20 protein-coding genes are annotated in these 18,935 nt (G+C 36.2%); 8 read left to right on the top strand and 12 right to left on the bottom strand.

All coding sequences use genetic code 11. The annotated features are described in order from the left end of the window. Positions 1 to 89: 89 nt before the first annotated feature. From Q0871_RS03700 to arfB, 7 genes are all read left to right on the top strand, one after another. Entirely contained in the window at positions 90 to 734 is a 645-nt protein-coding gene (locus Q0871_RS03700) for a thymidine kinase (protein WP_073241217.1), read from the top strand. Then, complete coding sequence (alr, locus tag Q0871_RS03705) at positions 727 to 1,833, top strand: alanine racemase (protein WP_299318031.1); 1,107 nt, start codon at positions 727 to 729, stop codon at positions 1,831 to 1,833. The genes Q0871_RS03700 and alr overlap by 8 nt, the downstream gene beginning before the upstream one ends. Before the next feature lie 85 nt (positions 1,834 to 1,918). After that, complete coding sequence (gene mscL, locus Q0871_RS03710) at positions 1,919 to 2,320, top strand: large conductance mechanosensitive channel protein MscL (RefSeq protein ID WP_299318033.1); 402 nt, start codon at positions 1,919 to 1,921, stop codon at positions 2,318 to 2,320. A 242-nt stretch (positions 2,321 to 2,562) separates the two neighbouring features. Next, positions 2,563 to 3,552 (top strand): aspartate-semialdehyde dehydrogenase, encoded by a 990-nt coding sequence (locus tag Q0871_RS03715; protein ID WP_299318036.1) that lies wholly within the window; start codon positions 2,563 to 2,565, stop codon positions 3,550 to 3,552. 86 nt (positions 3,553 to 3,638) lie between these two features. Continuing rightward, complete coding sequence (locus tag Q0871_RS03720; protein ID WP_299319751.1) at positions 3,639 to 5,795, top strand: prolyl oligopeptidase family serine peptidase; 2,157 nt, start codon at positions 3,639 to 3,641, stop codon at positions 5,793 to 5,795. A gap of 85 nt (positions 5,796 to 5,880) precedes the next feature. Beyond that, positions 5,881 to 6,870, top strand: coding sequence for an ABC transporter ATP-binding protein (locus Q0871_RS03725; RefSeq protein ID WP_299318039.1), 990 nt, complete (start codon positions 5,881 to 5,883; stop codon positions 6,868 to 6,870). Positions 6,871 to 6,884: 14 nt separating this feature from the next. Then, positions 6,885 to 7,286, top strand: a complete 402-nt coding sequence (gene arfB / locus Q0871_RS03730) for an alternative ribosome rescue aminoacyl-tRNA hydrolase ArfB (RefSeq protein WP_299318041.1) — start codon at positions 6,885 to 6,887, stop codon at positions 7,284 to 7,286. 13 nt (positions 7,287 to 7,299) lie between these two features. Here arfB and Q0871_RS03735 read toward each other — a convergent pair whose 3' ends face one another. From Q0871_RS03735 to pdxA, 11 genes are all read right to left on the bottom strand, one after another. Beyond that, on the bottom strand, positions 7,300 to 8,628 hold the full coding sequence (locus Q0871_RS03735; protein WP_299318043.1) for a GntP family permease: 1,329 nt from the start codon (positions 8,626 to 8,628) through the stop codon (positions 7,300 to 7,302). A 130-nt stretch (positions 8,629 to 8,758) separates the two neighbouring features. Then, complete coding sequence (locus Q0871_RS03740) at positions 8,759 to 9,562, bottom strand: FKBP-type peptidyl-prolyl cis-trans isomerase (protein ID WP_299318046.1); 804 nt, start codon at positions 9,560 to 9,562, stop codon at positions 8,759 to 8,761. 14 nt (positions 9,563 to 9,576) lie between these two features. Further along, a complete protein-coding gene (locus Q0871_RS03745) occupies positions 9,577 to 10,047 on the bottom strand; it encodes a 3-oxoacyl-ACP synthase (protein ID WP_367275120.1) in 471 nt (156 codons plus the stop codon). Further along, positions 10,034 to 10,645 (bottom strand): hypothetical protein, encoded by a 612-nt coding sequence (locus Q0871_RS03750; RefSeq protein ID WP_299318049.1) that lies wholly within the window; start codon positions 10,643 to 10,645, stop codon positions 10,034 to 10,036. Before Q0871_RS03750 ends, Q0871_RS03745 begins: the two co-directional genes overlap by 14 nt. Positions 10,646 to 10,815: 170 nt before the next feature. Then, positions 10,816 to 11,931 (bottom strand): FAD-binding oxidoreductase, encoded by a 1,116-nt coding sequence (locus Q0871_RS03755; RefSeq protein WP_299318052.1) that lies wholly within the window; start codon positions 11,929 to 11,931, stop codon positions 10,816 to 10,818. An 89-nt stretch (positions 11,932 to 12,020) separates the two neighbouring features. Beyond that, positions 12,021 to 13,373: an acetyl-CoA carboxylase biotin carboxylase subunit gene (gene accC / locus Q0871_RS03760; protein ID WP_299318054.1), complete on the bottom strand. Its 1,353-nt coding sequence runs from the start codon at positions 13,371 to 13,373 to the stop codon at positions 12,021 to 12,023. 84 nt (positions 13,374 to 13,457) lie between these two features. After that, complete coding sequence (gene accB, locus Q0871_RS03765; RefSeq protein ID WP_299318056.1) at positions 13,458 to 13,949, bottom strand: acetyl-CoA carboxylase biotin carboxyl carrier protein; 492 nt, start codon at positions 13,947 to 13,949, stop codon at positions 13,458 to 13,460. 33 nt (positions 13,950 to 13,982) lie between these two features. Next, a complete protein-coding gene (locus Q0871_RS03770) occupies positions 13,983 to 14,975 on the bottom strand; it encodes a beta-ketoacyl-ACP synthase III (RefSeq protein WP_299318058.1) in 993 nt (330 codons plus the stop codon). A 233-nt stretch (positions 14,976 to 15,208) separates the two neighbouring features. Beyond that, positions 15,209 to 15,406 (bottom strand): 50S ribosomal protein L32, encoded by a 198-nt coding sequence (gene rpmF / locus Q0871_RS03775; protein WP_027065618.1) that lies wholly within the window; start codon positions 15,404 to 15,406, stop codon positions 15,209 to 15,211. Positions 15,407 to 15,413: 7 nt separating this feature from the next. Then, positions 15,414 to 15,944: a DUF177 domain-containing protein gene (locus tag Q0871_RS03780; protein ID WP_299318063.1), complete on the bottom strand. Its 531-nt coding sequence runs from the start codon at positions 15,942 to 15,944 to the stop codon at positions 15,414 to 15,416. A 122-nt stretch (positions 15,945 to 16,066) separates the two neighbouring features. Further along, complete coding sequence (pdxA, locus tag Q0871_RS03785) at positions 16,067 to 17,119, bottom strand: 4-hydroxythreonine-4-phosphate dehydrogenase PdxA (protein ID WP_299319759.1); 1,053 nt, start codon at positions 17,117 to 17,119, stop codon at positions 16,067 to 16,069. Between the two features lie 137 nt (positions 17,120 to 17,256). Here pdxA and Q0871_RS03790 point away from each other — a divergent pair, with 137 nt between their 5' ends. Continuing rightward, positions 17,257 to 17,841, top strand: coding sequence for a riboflavin synthase (locus Q0871_RS03790; RefSeq protein WP_299318066.1), 585 nt, complete (start codon positions 17,257 to 17,259; stop codon positions 17,839 to 17,841). Between the two features lie 4 nt (positions 17,842 to 17,845). Here the strand turns inward: Q0871_RS03790 and Q0871_RS03795 are convergent, their stop codons facing one another. Beyond that, on the bottom strand, positions 17,846 to 18,934 hold the full coding sequence (locus Q0871_RS03795; protein WP_367275121.1) for an acyltransferase family protein: 1,089 nt from the start codon (positions 18,932 to 18,934) through the stop codon (positions 17,846 to 17,848). Position 18,935: the final 1 nt, after the last annotated feature.

Genomic DNA, 18,935 nt, shown 5'->3' on the forward strand with positions numbered 1-18,935 from the left:
GTAAAGACCTAAATAGTGGGTTTTTTAAATACCTTTATCATCTTTAAAGAATAAACGAAAAACCCATTATTTTCGTCTAAAATTACAAAATGTTTCTTGAAAACACAGTTAATCATAAAGAACAATTCGGCTGGATAGAAGTCATTGCCGGGTCGATGTTTTCTGGAAAGACAGAAGAATTGATTCGTAGACTTAAAAGAGCGCAGTTTGCCAAATTAAAGGTTGAAATCTTTAAACCTATGGTAGATACCCGTTATGATGATGAAATGGTGGTATCTCATGATGCCAATGAAATTCGTTCTACTCCGGTACCCGCAGCTGCCAATATTCGTATTCTAGCAGATACTTGCGATGTTATCGGTATTGATGAAGCCCAATTTTTTGATGATGAAATAGTCACTGTTTGCAATGACCTAGCAAATAAAGGGGTTAGAGTTATTGTTGCCGGACTAGACATGGACTTTAAAGGAAAACCATTCGGACCCATGCCTGCTCTTATGGCTACCGCAGAATATGTTACCAAAGTACACGCCATTTGCACACGTACGGGCAACTTGGCAAATTATAGTTTTAGAAAATCTAATAACGATAAATTGGTCATGTTGGGCGAAGTAAATGAATATGAACCTTTAAGTAGAGGCGCATATTACAAAGCTATGCTTAAAGAAAAGGTGAAAACGATGGATGTAAAATCTGAGGAAATAGATACCATCAAAAAGAATGAAAATGGCTAAGGCAGAGGAAACCGTTTTAGAAATTGACCTAAAAGCACTTGGTCATAACTACACTTTTTTACGCTCTAAAATAAAGCCCGAAACCAAATTTATGGCGGTAGTAAAAGCTTATGCTTATGGCAGTGATTCTGTTGCTATTGCCACAAACCTTCAAAATTTAGGTGTTGATTATTTTGCCGTTGCTTATGTAAATGAAGGCATAACGCTTAGAGAAGGTGGTATTACCGCTCCTATTTTAGTGCTTCACCCACAGAAAATTCATTTTAAAACGCTCATCGAGTACAATCTTGAACCCAGCATATATTCTAAAGCTATTCTATCTGATTTTATAGCAACTGCTGAAGAAATGGGCAAAACAGATTATCCTATTCACTTAAAATTTAATACGGGTCTTAATAGATTAGGTTTTTCTGCGGATGACTTACCTGAAATTTCTACTATTATTGATCAACAAAAAGCAGTTCAGGTAATTGCGTTGTTGTCACACTTAGCAGCTACTGAAGATGCTAACGAAACCGACTTTACCAACCTTCAATTAGAACGGTTTGATGCTATTTGCCAACAGGCAGATGCACTTTTTAAAACCAAGACTTTAAAGCATGTGCTCAATACCTCGGGTATTATCAATTACGGAGATGCACAATATGATATGGTAAGAAGTGGAATCGGACTTTATGGTTATGGTAACGAACCACAAGTAGATGCAGCGTTAAAACCTGTAATAACTTTAAAAACGATTATTTCTCAAAAACACACGATACCTAAAGGTGAATCTGTTGGCTATAATCGTAAATACAAATCTGACCACAAAACAACAACAGCTACATTGCCTTTGGGTCATGCAGATGGTATAGGTAGAGAATATGGTCATGGAAAAACATATGTAAGTATACATGGAAAACTAGCCCCTATTATTGGAAATGTTTGTATGGATATGATAATGGTAGACGTCACCAACATTGAATGTGAAGAAGGGGATGAAGTAGAGATTTTTGGAAAAAACCTGTCCGCCAACGAATTTGCGGAAACTGCCCAAACCATCACTTATGAAATACTTACGGGACTTTCTCAACGCATAAAACGAGTTTTAATAAATTGATTCGTTAACATTTCATTAAGGAATCGATTTTTTTAGTAAATTGCGATACTTTTTAAAATTAACCATTAATATAAATTAAGTAAACATGTTAAAAGAATTCAAGAATTTTATTTTGACGGGTAACGTCATCGATTTTGCTGTAGCAGTTATTTTAGCTGGAGCAGTAGGATTAGTAGTAAACGGATTTGTTGCTGATATCATCATGCCAATCGTAGGTCACTTCGCAGGTGGAGTTGATTTCGCAGATTTGAAATTAATCTTAGATGAAGCAGTTGTTGGTGCAGATGGCGCAATTGCTAAACCAGAAAATGCTATTCGTTGGGGTGCATGGATCAATACAATTGTCAACTTATTAATTGTTGGATTTGTAATGTTTATCATTGTTAAAGCTTACAACAAAACTAAAACTCCTCCAGCTCCAGCTGCTCCAGCAGGACCAACTGCAGAAGAGTTATTAGCAGAAATAAGAGATGCTTTAAAAAAGTAATCTAAAATACACACCCTAAAATTTAGGGAACCGTTGCACTGCAACTCAAATTAATTAAAACCGTCAACTTTGTTACGCTAACATTGTTGACGGTTCTTTTTTTAGTACACTTTCCAAATTACCTCTCAATAAACAATTGTTATATTTTAAACAATTTGTTATATTTTGATTATTCTTTTCTTTTTTACTTGCGCAAGTACCAGTATTACCTATTTTTGCCGCTTAATATAATTGTTTTACAAATGAAAGTAGCTGTAATTGGTGCCACAGGTATGGTTGGCGATGTAATGTTGAAAGTATTGGCTGAACGTAATTTTCCGTTAACGGAATTATTATTAGTTGCCTCTGAACGTTCTGTTGGTAAAAAGATGACCTTTAAAGGTAAAGAGCATACGGTTATAGGTTTAGCAGATGCTGTAGCCGCAAGACCTAATATTGCCATATTCTCTGCAGGTGGTGACACCTCTTTAGAATGGGCTCCAAAATTTGCAGAAGTGGGTACTACCGTAGTAGATAACTCTTCTGCTTGGAGAATGGATCCAACCAAAAAATTGGTTGTGCCTGAGATTAATGCTCACGAACTTACCGCTGAAGATAAAATTATAGCAAACCCAAATTGCTCTACTATTCAGTTAGTAATGGCACTATACCCATTACACAAAAAATATAAAATGAAGCGTGTTATTGTTTCTACCTATCAGTCGGTTTCTGGTACTGGGGTAAAAGCAGTTAAGCAACTAGAAAATGAAATTGCAGGTGTGCAAGGCGAAATGGCGTATCCTTACCCAATCGGCAGAAATGCATTACCGCATTGCGATGTTTTCATGGAAAACGGATACACAAAAGAAGAAATGAAATTGGCGCGTGAACCACAGAAAATTTTAGATGACCGCACTTTCTCAATTAGCGCAACAGCAGTTAGAATACCTACAGCTGGCGGACATTCAGAATCTGTAAACGTAGAGTTCGAAAATGACTTTGAACTTAACGAAGTTCGTCGTTTGTTAAATGAAATGCCTGGTGTTACCGTTCAAGATAATCCAGACACCAATACCTACCCAATGCCAATATACGCTCATGATAAAGATGAGGTTTTTGTTGGTCGTATACGTAGAGATGAAACGCAAAGAAATACATTGAATATGTGGATTGTTGCCGATAACCTTAGAAAAGGTGCAGCAACAAACGCTGTTCAAATCTCAGAATACCTAGTAGAAAAAGGCTTAGTTTAATTTATACCCTTTACAACGTTAAAACCTTCAAAACTTCACTGTTTTGAAGGTTTTTTTATGGTATTTTAGTACAAACTGAACTACTAATTAAAAAAGTAATACCTACGCTACTTGTCTTAGCGCTCATTTCTTCTTGTAAAAACGAATCTAAACCTGAACCCATTATTGTGAATTATCCTGTTACCGCAAAAGTTGATACTGTAGATACTTATTTTGGAACCGAAGTTAAAGACCCTTATCGTTGGTTAGAAGATGATAGAAGCCCAGAAACCGAAGCTTGGGTTAAAGAACAGAACAAAACTACATTCGGTTATTTAGAACATATTCCTTTCAGAACCGACTTAAAGAATAGGCTGGAAAAATTGTGGAACTACGAAAAACTAGGTTCACCGTTTAAAAAAGGCGACTATACCTATTTCTATAAAAATGATGGATTACAGAACCAATATGTGATATATAGAGCCAAAGGTGATGAGGAGCCAAAAGTATTTTTAGATCCAAATACATTTTCTGAAGATGGTACTACATCTTTGGCGGGTTTGAGTTTTACTAAAGATGGTTCATTAGCGGCCTATCAAATTTCTGAAGGTGGTAGCGATTGGCGAAAAGCAATTATTTTAAATGCCGAAACCAAAGAGATCGTTGAAGATACTTTGATTGATATTAAATTCAGCGGACTCTCTTGGAAAGGTAAAGAAGGTTTTTACTATTCTAGTTATGACAAACCAAAAGGTAGTGAGCTATCGGCTAAAACCGATCAGCACAAAGTATACTATCATAAATTGGGTACTTCTCAAAAAGATGATAAACTCATATTTGGTGGTACACCATCTGAAAAGCATAGGTATATTGGTGCTTATGTTACTGAAGATAATAAGTACTTATTAATTAGCGCCTCTGTTTCCACTTCTGGTAATAAACTATTTATAAAAGATTTAGAAGACCCTAACGGTTTACTTATTCCTATGGTCGAAGATACTGACTCTGACAACTATGTAATTGACAATGTCGGCTCTAAACTTTACATAGAAACAAACAGAAATGCACCGAACAAGAAAATAGTTACAGTAGATGCCAAAAACCCTGAAGCTAAAAATTGGGTTGATTTTATCCCTGAAACGGAAAATGTTCTAAGTGCTGATTTTGGTGGTGGATACTTCTTTGCAGATTATATGGTAGATGCTGTCTCTAAGATTTTTCAGTACGATTATAATGGCAAACTTATACGTGAAGTAAACTTACCTGGTTTAGGTACTGCTAGTGGTTTTGGTGGCAAAAAAGAAGATAAAGAATTTTACTTCTCTTTTACCAATTACAACACACCCGGCTCTACCTACAAATACAATGTTGAAAACGGTGAATATGAATTGTACTGGAAACCAGACATAGATTTCAATCCTGAAGATTATACTTCTGAGCAAGTTTTCTATGCCTCCAAAGATGGTACTAAGGTGCCTATGATCATTACTTATAAAAAGGGCACGGAGTTGAATGGTAAAAATCCAACAATTCTTTACGCCTATGGCGGATTCAATGTGAGTTTAACTCCTTCATTCAGTATCGGTAATGCCGTTTGGATGGAACAAGGCGGAATTTATGCTGTTCCCAATCTTCGTGGTGGTGGCGAATATGGTAAAAAATGGCATGATGCGGGTATAAAAACTAAAAAGCAAAATGTATTCGATGACTTTATTGCTGCTGCAGAATATTTAGTAGATAATAAATACACATCAAAAGAATACTTAGCTATTCGCGGAGGTTCTAATGGCGGATTGCTAGTTGGCGCCACAATGACACAAAGACCAGATTTAATGCAAGTAGCATTGCCTGCAGTTGGGGTTATGGATATGTTGCGCTATCATACATTTACGGCTGGCGCCGGATGGGCTTATGATTACGGTACTGCAGAAGACGATGATAAAATGTTTAAGTACTTGAAAGGATATTCGCCAGTGCATAATGTAAAAGCAGGTACAGCTTATCCTGCTACTTTGGTCACCACCGGTGATCATGATGATAGAGTAGTACCGGCACATAGTTTTAAATTTGCCGCAGAACTTCAAGAAAAACAAGAAGGCACAAACCCAACATTAATACGAATTGAAACAAATGCTGGTCATGGTGCAGGTACGCCGGTAAGTAAAACTATAGAGCAATATGCAGACATTTATGGCTTTACACTCTACAATATGGGCTACACAGAGCTACCTAATAAAAGTATTTTGAAAGATTTTAAAGAGTAATTGCCTTTTGAAATCAATAAATTATTGAAAAATCCGTTTCAAATTGGAACGGATTTTTCAATTTTGCATTCCTAAGAATAAAAACATGTTACGAGTAGAGAATCTATCATTTTCATATGATAAACTTCCAGTTTTAGAAGCTATTAATTTACGTATTCAACGTGGAGAGCATGTGGCTATCATTGGAGAAAGCGGATGCGGTAAAAGTACCTTACTCAAACTAATGTATGGTTTGATGGATTTAGAAGAAGGAGAGATTTTCTGGGAAGACGAACAAATTTTAGGTCCGGCTTACAATTTGGTTCCTGGTGCGCCTTTTATGAAGTACCTATCTCAAGATTTTGATTTAATGCCGTTCATTACTGTTTCTGAAAATATAAGTCAGTACCTATCCGTTTTTTATCCTGATGAATTAAAAGCAAGAACTGAAGAACTATTAGAAATGATAGAGATGACCGAGTTTGCCGATAAGAAGGTGAAAACCTTAAGCGGCGGTCAGCAACAACGTGTCGCTTTAGCAAGAGTACTAGCTCAAAAGCCGCAAGTGTTACTTTTAGACGAACCCTTTAGTCATATCGACAACTTTCTCAAAAATAGCTTACGTCGAAATATTTTCAATTACCTGAAAGAGAATCTTATTACAACTATTGTCGCAACCCACGATGTAAACGATGTTTTGCCTTTTGCCGATCGTGCCGTTGTTTTACGAGATAAAGGCATTATAGCTAGAGCACGACCTATGGAGCTTTATAAAAATCCGAAAAATCTGTATGTCGCTTCACTTTTCGGTGAGGCAAGTATGATTTCTATAGATGTGCTTAAAACGTACGCAAATACCAAAAGAAAAATTATCGTTTATGCACATGAGTTTCGAGTTTCACCTTCACAAGGATTTCATGTTACGGTAGAAAAAGCATATCCAATGGGTAGTCATTACTTGACCGAAAGTAAAAGCGATGAGAATGAAACTATCTTCTTCAATGCAGATAAATTATACCCCAAGGGGAAAGAATTGTTTTTGAATGTGGCCATTGAAACTATCAATCAGCGCATACAAGAAGCTGCTGCTAATTAATTTAAAAACATGTTGTGAACCAAGAACAAATAATTACCGAGCTACAATTCAAAGCCATTAGAAGTAGTGGTCCGGGTGGTCAGCATGCCAATAAAGTTTCTTCTAAAGTAGAATTGTCTTTTCATATTGAAGCTTCAGCGGGACTAACAGAGCGCCAGAAAAAGAGGGTGCTACTAAAATTAGAAAATAAACTTAGTAAAGAAGGAATTCTAATATTACAATGTGATGAATCTCGTAGCCAGCACAAAAACAAAGAATTGGTTATTAAACGATTCTTGAAATTTTTAGAAAAATCTTTGTTAGTACCTAAGGCAAGAAAGAAAAGCAGACCCACCAGATCATCTATTGAAAAAAGATTAAAAGGCAAGAAAATTGCTTCACTTAAAAAGCTGAATCGCGGTAAACCAGACTACTAATAGCTATATGGTTTTATGCGAAAATGGAATAGAATACAAAAACGGTTATCGCACCTGTAAGACCAAGAACACCTGTACCTAAGCCGAAAAGACGATATCCTGTTTTTACGTTCATGCCGCTCATTTGTGTTACCACCCAAAAGAAGCTATCGTTCGCATGAGAAATAACTGCAGAACCCGCACCAATAACCACAACTACCAAAGCTTTCTGTATTTCAGTATCAAAACCAAGTGATGACATCATCGGCATGATTATAGATGCTGTCGTTACCAATGCCACCGTTGAAGAACCTTGTGCGGTTTTCAACGCTGCCGCTAAAACAAAAGGCAAGAAAATACCCATATTATAATCAGTCAATGTTTGCCCTAGTATATCGGCAATACCTGAGTTCTGTAATATTTTACCAAAAATGCCACCAGCACCAGTTATCAATAGTATAGAAGCCGCATCTTTAATTGCCTTGCCTACCCAACCCGAAGAAGAAAGCATGTCGTAATTTAATTTTTTAGGCAAGAGCAGACATAAGAATACGCCTATCAATAATGATATGACAGGTTCACCCACAAAATTGATAAAATCTAATAGTCCGTTTTCTTGTCCGATATCCATGGAGTTTAAAACGGACTTCAAGACAATTAGAAAAATAGGAACCAGTATTGGTATAGATGCTTTCAAAGCACTGGGCGAATCTTTAATTTCTTGTTCTGCCTCTAATGCATCTTCAACATCAGGTTCTATCATGGTTTTAGAAGCATACTTTTTTGCGAATATAATACCGACTACTAAAGCCACTATACTCGTGGGAAACCCAAAAGCAATTACAAGACCTAAATCTGCCCCAAGAATACCTGCTGCAGCTATAGGACCAGGAGTTGGCGGCACCATCGTGTGCGATGCCATTAAGCCCAAACCTAATGCTATTGCCGGACCAGCAATTGATATTTTCGCTTTTTTGGAAAGACTTTTATTTAAAGGATGCAGCAGCATAAAACCACTATCTGCAAATACGGGAATAGAAACAATATAACCGATGATTCCCATTGCCGTTGGCACTCGTTTTCTACCTATTAAACCCAGTACTTTTTCTGCGATTGCAAATGCACCACCTGTATGTTCTAAAAATGCACCGATAATAACCCCAAGCACTATAATCAACCCTATTTTACCAAGTGTACCACCAAAACCTTCATTGATAGAAACAATGATTTCAGCATAAGGCATGCCAGCAAAAATGCCATATAAAATTGAAATGATGAACAATGCCAAAAAAGCATGGATCTTAAGCTTTGTCGTCATTATAATTATGGCAATGACCGCGATTAGTAAATAGAATATTTCCATGATTGGTGGTGGTAAGGTTTAGCTGAATCGTAATTAGTACTAATTTAGCCAAATCCTTTTTAAAAATTTTGGTTTAATCTTTTGATTGAACTTAGTAATTATTTTGCCTGTAAGGAATCTAACTTCTGTACTAGTTCGTTTTTTTATCATTCCACCATTCCCAATGAGATTCTCTATTAAGTTGCTCATCTACAATTAGCATAGCATCATTAACTTTACCTTGCTCTTCTAATCCAAGCATTTCATAATAAGCAAAGGTTTGTAACTCAAAATCATTATTGTTTGTTTTTTCAAAATACTGTGACAATTTTTCAGTTTCTTGATAAAATTCTTTGACCATTAGCGAGTCAAGCAAATTGAATATTAGTTCCGTATCCGTATGAAACTCTTCTTTTAAATCACTATTAATTGTTTTACTATAAAAGTCAATTGCAGCTTGAGAACCTTCTTTTGTAATAATGATTTGAAGTGTATCACTTATTAATCTTTTAGGTTTTGAAACTTTTTTTATGATTAGAGGATTATAAATCAAGGTAGCAGCAGCTGGCATTCCATTACCACCTTCCCTACCATAGGCAATTGAATCTGGTAAAATAGCAGTCACTTCATCTCCTTCAATCAAATAATTATTAAGCTCTTCAAATCCTTTAATCATAAAAGTTACTCCATGAATGAATCTAAAAATAGAATCTTCTTCTGTGGATGTTGACCAATAAATAGAATCAGATTCATTTATATACAAATCCATATATGCTTCCACTTTAGATTTCAAATGAATTGGTCTTCCGTTGCCCTCTTTTAAAAAAATATATTTTAACCCACTTGGTGTACATATTGTATCACCTAAAATTATATTTCTAAACTCTTCTTTTTCCTCCTGCTTGCAAGAATAAAATAAAGCAATGGCGATATATAGAACAAAAACTTTTTTCATAATACTAATTGCAGTTATAGAACACCAACAATAGCCAACTCCTTACCATTAAAACTAAAAACATCGCCGACAGCTTTACCAAATACTAGTTTGCCGATAGGTGTTGCGGCAGAAATACAATAGATAGACTTAGATTTACTTTTAAATTCTCCTGCCGATATGGCTATATAATACATAAAGGCATCTGTGATGACCAAACTACCCAAACCTACGGTTGGGGCGTTTCTGTCTTTTGGCACTTTTGAAAGTAGTTGTTGTGTTTTTTCTAGTTCAGCTAATTGCTGACCTAATTTTTCTCGCTCTAATTGTATCATGGCACGACCAGTCTCATGCTTGTCACCAGCACTACTCTTAGTCTCTGAGGTTAATGCCGACTCCAATTCTTTAATTTGATTCTGTATTCTTGTCAACCTGTCGTTTACAAAAAGTACACAAAAGTCGTAAGCGTCTTTTTTTAAAATATCAAGTGATTCAATTTCCTTCAATGTGATACAGATCTGCTAGTTTATAAATCAAGTAATTTACGATTTGATTATCACTTTCACCACCACTTATCATGTTTTGAATTTCTATTTCATTTTCAGCTTTAAAATAGTCCAAATCACCAGACCGATCATCACTAAAAATATTCCACGATTTAAGTCCGTCTAGCATTGATTTATGAGCTTCATATCGTTTTGTTATTGCTTGAACTCTCTTCTTATCAACTTTTACCGCTGACTCGTTTTCGTTTAGCAACTTATAATCGGCCGTAATTTGTGCATCTGCTTTTTCTGCTTCCGTAATAATTTTAAAATAAGCTCTAGATACTAAAGATTCATATTTAGAATGGAATCTAGATTCCATGTTATCATCATCAGCTAATGGCACTTCAGCATCTGTACTAGCATATAAGTTATCTAGGTTATATGAGTTATCAGCAATCAGCGATTGTTTCCAAGCCTCGCTCTTAATATGTTCTTTCCAGACTTTTGCATATTCTCGTTGGTAGTCAGTTTTCGACAATGCACAACTAGTAAGGCAAAATGCTGTCATCACAACTGTTAGCACAGCTGAAGTATTTCTTTTTAAAAATGTTTTCATATAGTATAATGCTATTACAAACCATCTTATAAGTCTACTGTTCTAGATAAACTGATAGGTGCATTTTTGGGTAATAGATAATCAGAGGGGACATACAATTTATAAATAAATATAAGAGTATACCTACCTTTTGAATAAGTTTTAAAAAAACAGGCTAAATAAAAAATAACTCAACCGAACAAATAAGCTAACTTTTTACCTATTGAACTACCGATTGCAATACCCATACCACCTAAGCGGACACCACATGCAACATTGTTGGTTACTTGTTTTACTATTGGTTTCTTTTGTTGACCAACACCCATTATACCACTCCAGCTGTAATCAATTTCGAAAACGGTATTTGGTAATATGACTGTATTTAATAGTTGCTTTAGTTTGTTTTCAATCAAGACAGTATTAGCAAATTCAGTAGTTTCTTCTGTTTTAAAATCCAAATTACGCCCACCACCCAACAAAATACGATTATCAATATTTCTGAAATAGTAGTAGCCCTCTTCTAAATGAAAAGTACCTTTTATATGTAAATCTTTAATTGGCTTTGTAATCAACACTTGTGCTCGTGCCGGTTTAACATTCTCAGATAATAATTGAGCAGCAAAACCATTGGTGGCTATTAGTAATTTCTTGGTTATAAATTCTAGGTCATCTGTTCTGACTATTACTTTTGCACCTGCATCTTCAAAAGAATGTACTTCGGTTGAATTTACAATTGTGATGCCTTTTTGCTGTGCTAATTGCACTAAAGATGTCATCATCTTACCGGTATCAATTTGCCCTTCAAAAACCTGAGATATATAGTTGCTATTGATTCCTTTGAAATTGAAACTATCTGATGTAATCTTAAAGGCATCCTCTTTAAAAATGGGTTGTAGTAGTTCATTTACCGACCTTAATTCCGTCAGACAACGCTCGTACAACTCTAAATCTTTGCTTAAAAATAACTCGTGCCCACCATTATTCTGATACCCTATTGTTGCATCACCTAAAAGATTTCGCAAAGAATGTATACCATCATATCTTTCTTGCACTAAGTTAATTACCTCTTGTTCTGAGTGTGTTTTTAAGTCGGATAAAATTTCTGAAATACTGCCAAAACAGGCAAATCCGGCATTTTTAGTACTCGCACCTTGCGGAAGTTTCCCTTTTTCCAAAATAAGAATACGTGCCTTCGGATGCATCCGTCTTAATTCTAATGCACAATTTAAGCCTACAATACCACTACCAATAATTGTAAAATCGATATTCGAAAACCACGATGTACGTTCCCAGAAGCTTAAATTCATAGTAGCATTTTGATTGCGATAGAAGATAAAAAAATCAATCTAAAAAAAGAATAAAAAAAACTCCAACATTGCTGTTAGAGTTTTTTTGATTAATCTTCTTTAGGTGGATTCATTTTCCAACTATCCATAAAGGCTGTCGTATAATTACCGGCCAAATAATCTGGATGATCCATTAATTGCCTGTGAAACGGAATAGTCGTCTTTATTCCTTCAATTACAAACTCATCTAAAGCACGCTTCATTTTATTGATTGCCTCTTCCCTAGTTTGGGCAGTAGTAATCAACTTAGCAATCATTGAATCGTAATTTGGAGGAATACTATACCCACTATATACGTGCGTATCCATTCTTACCCCATGACCACCTGGTGTATGTAAGGTTGTAATCTTACCTGGCGATGGTCTAAAATTGTTATATGGGTCTTCCGCATTAATTCTACACTCGATAGAATGTAGTTTTGGAAGATAGTTTTTACCTGAAATTGGCACACCTGCAGCTACAAGTATTTGCTCACGAATTAAATCGTAATCAATAACCTGCTCTGTAATTGGGTGCTCAACTTGAATACGCGTATTCATTTCCATAAAATAGAACTTACGGTGCTTATCTACCAAAAATTCTATAGTACCGGCGCCTTCATATTTTATGAATTCCGCAGCCTTCACAGCAGCTTCACCCATTGCTTCTCTTAACTTATCTGTCATGAAAGGTGACGGAGTCTCCTCTGTCAACTTTTGGTGACGACGTTGAATAGAGCAATCTCTTTCTGATAGGTGACACGCCTTACCGAATTGATCACCTACAATTTGAATTTCAATATGTCTTGGTTCTTCGATCAACTTTTCCATATACATACCACCATTACCAAAAGCAGCAGTTGCTTCGTTAACGGCACTATCAAAAAGCTCTTCCATTTTGTCTTCAGAGAACACAGCGCGCATACCCTTACCACCACCACCGGCAGTAGCTTTAATCATTACAGGGTAGCCCATTTTCTTGGCTATTTTCTTGGCATCTGCAACATCTTTCAAAAGACCTTCTGAACCAGGTACACATGGTACACCAGCTTCTTTCATGGTTTCTTTGGCCGTAGCCTTATCTCCCATTTTGTCTATTTGGTCACCAGAAGCACCAATAAATTTTATTTCATGCTCTGCACATATACGTGAGAACTTTGAGTTTTCTGAAAGAAAACCATATCCTGGGTGAATAGCATCTGCATTTGTAATCTCTGCAGCCGCAATTATGTTAGGGATCTTTAAATAGGATTCGCTACTAGCAGCAGGACCAATACATACAGCTTCATCTGCAAAACGCACATGTAAACTTTCTTCGTCTGCCTTACTATATACAGCTACCGTTTTAATACCCATTTCTTTACAGGTACGAATAACACGCAAAGCGATTTCTCCCCTATTGGCAATCAGTATTTTTTTAAACATCTTTTAAATTTTAAGTTCTTGATTCCATAACATTCTTAAACATCGTTTAGCAACGGCATCTAACAATAACTACTCAAAATTTAGTTAAGACGGATCTACCAAGAATAATGGTTGATCAAACTCTACTGGTGAAGAATCATCTACCAATATCTTAACGATAGTACCAGAAACTTCAGATTCTATGTCGTTGAACAATTTCATTGCCTCAATAACACATAGTACATCTCCAGTACCAATAGTTTGTCCTACCTCAACAAAAACTGGTTTGTCAGGAGAAGGCTTTCTATAAAAAGTACCAATAATCGGAGATTTTATAGTGATGTATTTATCATCTTCAGCTTTTTGCTTTTCAGCTTCTGTAGCTCCGGCTGCTGCAGGAACTTCTACTGGTGCAGGAGCTGCAGCTGACATAGCTTGTTGAGCCATAGGCATCGTATGCACATAAGTTGGCTCAGAATTAGCTGATAAGCTTCCGGTACGAATGGTGATCTTAATATCATCCGTTTCCAGTTTTACCTCGCTAGCGCCAGATTTGGCAACAAACTTGATAAGGCTTTGAATTTCTTTAATATCCATATTTTCTAAGTTATAATTGGTAGTTGTTGTTTGTTAATAAGCCCATTTCAAGTAGATAGAACCCCATGTAAAGCCGCCACCGAAGGCTGCAAATACAAGATTATCTCCTTTTTTAAGCTGTTTTTCGTAATCGAATAATAATAATGGTAAGGTTGCTGAAGTGGTATTACCGTAACGTTGAATATTCATCAACACTTTTGATTCGCCTACACCCATTCTTTTAGCAGTGGCATCAATTATACGTTTATTCGCTTGATGCGGCACTAGCCAGTCTACATCCTCTTCAGTAAGATCATTTCTATCCATGATTTTCGCTGCTACATCTGCCATATTAGATACCGCAAATTTAAACACTGTTTTTCCTTCTTGAAAAATGTAGTGTTTTTTATTGGTCACGCTTTCTATAGTAGCCGGCATTAATGATCCGCCACCTTCCATGCCCAAAAATTGTCTTCCGCTACCGTCTGCTCTCAAATACTCATCTTGTAGACCAAGACCTTCTGTATTTGGCTCAAAAAGCACGGCCCCGGCACCATCTCCAAAAATAATACATGTGGTACGGTCGGTATAATCAATAATAGATGACATTTTATCTGCCCCTATAAGTAATACTTTTTTATATCTACCGGTTTCGATATGACCGGCAACTGTTGACATGCCAAAAAGAAAACTTGAACATGCGGCTAATAAATCGTAGGCAAAAGCATTAACGGCTCCAATTTCTGAAGCAACAAAAGCAGCTGTAGAAGCTACCATACTATCGGGTGTTGCCGTAGCAACTATAACAAGGTCTATTTCTGAGGCATCTAGCCCCTTCTTCTCCATGAGGTCTTGTGCCGCTTTAATGGCCAAATACGACGTACCTTCTCCCTCTTCCTTCTTTAGTACCCTTCTTTCTTTAATGCCCGTTCTGCTGGTGATCCATTCGTCATTGGTATCAACCAAGTCCTCGAGCATTTTGTTGGTCATTACAAACTGGGGAACATAGCCTCCTACCGCGGTAATAGCTGCTGTAATTTTGGTCATACTTTATTTGCTTTCTTGTAAAAAACTTAAAAAACCTGTCAAAAGTCATGAAAATTAGTGATTTTCAACGACTTTTTGGGTAAAGTTATCGGGTTTTTGAAAAATTGCAATTAATAGCCATATCCATTTAAGCCCTTGAATTATCTGAATAACAAGGTGGTAAAAAACAAATTGGGCTAAAAAAAACTCCCTCCTTCAAATGAAGTGGGAGTTTAGTATAATATAAAAGGGTCTTAAGCTTCTGCTTCTTCGGTTTTGTCAACCAAAACTTGACCTCTATAATGTAATTTTCCTTCGTGCCAGTGAGCTCTATGAAATAGGTGAGTCTCGCCAGTTGTAGAATCTGTAGCCAAAGTAGGAGCTACTGCCTTATAATGTGTTCTTCTTTTGTCTCTCCTTGTTTTGGAAATTTTTCTCTTAGGATGTGCCATTTAAACCTTATTTATCCGTTAATAGTTTCTTTAATTCGTCCCAACGGGGATCGTTTTCTTCTTTTTCTGATCTTTTCTCTTTTGGTTGAAGCTCGTTTAACCTGTCTAACACTTCAGATTCTAAAGTGCCATCTTCAATACCAGGATGAATTCTTTTTTGTGGAACTGCCAATACTAGCATTTCATACACATATTGCGCAATGTTCAATTGGTGTTCGTTATGCGGAAGAATTAATATTTCATCATTCTCATCATTATACTCTTCACCAAACTTAACTACCAAATGCAAATCTCCGCTTATAGCTTGATCATACGGCTCGCTAGTTATGTCACAATCAACATTCACTGTTCCTGATGCTTCCAAATCAACCTCCATCATTGTACTTGTTTTATGAAGTACTACATCTAAATTGATGTTGGTAGCGTTGAATTCATCGTATCCAAAAGAATCAAAGAACGTATTTTCAATCTGGTAATTAAAGTTGTGTTTCCCTTGCTTCAATCCTGAGAAAGGAATATTGAACTCCTTTTGCTTCATCTCGTACACACTTAAATTAACACTAATCGCCCACAAAAGGCGGGTGCAAAGATACTATAATTTTGATAAAAGACAATAGTTATCAACTATTTATCTTCATAACTTTTTAATCTGACTAAAAATTAACGTTCCCGCTTTAAACGTTGCTTTTTTAATACGTCTTTTGTTAGCTCTTCATACTCTGTTCTGTTCTTAAAAATCTTCAATGCCATAAAGACCGCTTCTTTGAAGGAGCTCTCGTCAGCTACCCCTTTTCCTGCTATTTCATAGGCAGTACCATGATCCGGCGATGTTCTAACTTTACTTAAACCTGCCGTGAAATTTACACCTTGACCAAATGCTATTGTTTTAAACGGAATTAATCCTTGGTCATGATATGCCGCTAAAATTGCATCGAACTTTTTATAGCCATCAGATCCAAAAAAACTATCTGCTGAATATGGTCCATATACTAAATGACCCATATTAGACATTTCTTTAATAACCGGCTTCATTACCTCATCATCTTCTTTACCAATTACGCCATTATCTCCGCTATGCGGATTTATACCTAACAAAGCGATTTTTGGCTTACGAATACCAAAATCCATCATCAACGACTTTTCAATGGTATTGATCTTATCTCGTATTAGTCTCGGAATTATTGCAGCAGAAACATCTTTTACAGCTACATGATCTGTAAGCAAACCTACCTTTAAGGTATCTGTCACCATAAACATTAAACTTTCACCTTCAAGCTCCTGTGCTAAAAAGTCTGTATGCCCTGGAAATTTAAATTCTTCTGACTGAATATTGTTTTTATTGATCGGTGCCGTTACCAACACATCTATATCTCCCTTTTTTAATGCGTCTACTGCAGCTCGCAATGATTTAATGGCATATTCACCACCATCTTTAGTCGCCTGCCCAAAATTAATTCTAGGTACTTCTTTCCAAACATTTACAATGTTAATCTTATTGTCTATGGCTTTCGAAGCTTCTGGTATTCCGTTAAAAACAATATTGAGCTTTAATTGTTTCATTTGAAAAGAAACCGTCTTATTAGAGGCAAATATAACGGGAGTACAAAAGTCTAACATTCTGCTGTCTTCGAATGTTTTTAACGCTACCTCACAACCTATTCCGTTCAAGTCTCCTATAGAGATGCCTAACCTAATTTTCCTGTTTTCCTCCATGATAATCTGTACCTTTGTAACCCCACCTAAAGCCATAAAAATGGTTTCAATCTCCCGAAAGGAAGATAAAGTGGTTATCCCATTTATACATTGGGATATAAATATTGAAGCACAAAATTACTTAAATTAAACGACACATGTTTACGGGAATTATTGAAACATTGGGTAAGGTTACTTCTCTTGAAGCTAAAGGCGGTAACTTAGATATTACTATAGAATCGAGTTTAACACCTGAACTGAAAATAGATCAAAGTGTTGCACATAACGGTGTTTGCTTAACGGTTGTTAGCCTAACGGATACTACCTATACCGTAACCGCAATTGCTGAAACATTAAGCAAAACCAACCTTAATAGCTTAAAAACAAATGATTCCGTAAACTTAGAGCGCGCTATGATTTTGGGGTCTAGGTTAGACGGACATATTGTTCAAGGTCATGTTGATCAAACCGGGGAATGTACTAGCGTAAAAGAAGATAATGGCAGTTGGATTTTTTCATTTACCTACGATGCGAAAACTGGAAACCCAACTATTGAAAAGGGATCTATTACCATTGACGGTACAAGTTTAACGGTAGTGAATTCTGGTAAGAATACTTTTGAAGTAGCGATTATACCTTATACTTACGAGCATACTAGATTTAACACTTACAAACCGGGTACTATTGTAAACCTGGAGTTTGATGTTATTGGGAAGTATGTTGCAAAGTTGATGGCGAAATAACCAGCTATACCTTAATAAATATCTTTTTTTGATATAAAATATAGCCCACTAGGCTATAGAATAGCACTACACTTAACCCATATAAAAGGGACGATGTTTCTAGGGCCAGGAAATCATGTACATATACGGTTTGAAATAACCACCCGTGTAACGAGGTATCGCCAACTTGTATTTGGCCCATTACCTTACTAATAAAACTTGACAAGAAATAAATAATAATAGCATTTGCCCCTGCATATCTGAAGACGGAGCCGAATTCTATTTTCTTGACATCTGTTAAATAATAAATCAACGACAGTATAAGATTTGCCCAACCTGCGGTTACCAGCACAAAACTACTTGTCCAAAGGGCTTTATTGATTGGGAATACTAAATCCCAAATATGTCCTATAATTAAAAGACTACCGCCCAACCCCATTAAAATAGTTGCTTTCTTTTCTTGTTTACTGGTTAAGATGAGTCCTGTAAATACTCCTAACAAGGAGCTTGCGATTGAAGGTATGGTACTTAACAATCCTTCTGGGTCATAATCTGCTTTGTAATTGTGAGAACCGAATACTTTTACATCTATCCAATTGGCTAAATTATTTGGTGCCCTTTCTAATGTTGATGTCACTCCGTCTACAGGAACAAATGTCATCAACAGCCAGTATCCTATTAATAATATCGCTGTTACCCAAATCAACTGTTTCCAATTCAGGTTGATGAATAACAATGCGGCAAAAAAGAACACGACACCTATGCGTTGCAACACCCCAGGAAAACGAATATCACTGAAGCTTTTAAAGAACGGAAAGTGAATAAGAAACGCACCTAAGAAGAGTCCTAGTACAATTAACTTCAACGCTCTTATTACTATTTTTTTATACGCTTTGGCATCTACGGCTCTATTTTTATAGGAGAATGCAATTGATGTGCCCACAATAAATAAGAAGAAAGGAAAAACTAAATCGGTCGGTGTATAGCCATGCCAATCGGCATGGAGGAAAGGGGCATACACATTAGACCATGTACCTGGTGTATTTACCAAGACCATTAGTAATATGGTAGCTCCTCTAAATATATCGACCGATAAAATTCTATCCTTCACCATC

Source organism: uncultured Maribacter sp., from assembly GCF_947500985.1.
Taxonomy (GTDB): domain Bacteria; phylum Bacteroidota; class Bacteroidia; order Flavobacteriales; family Flavobacteriaceae; genus Maribacter.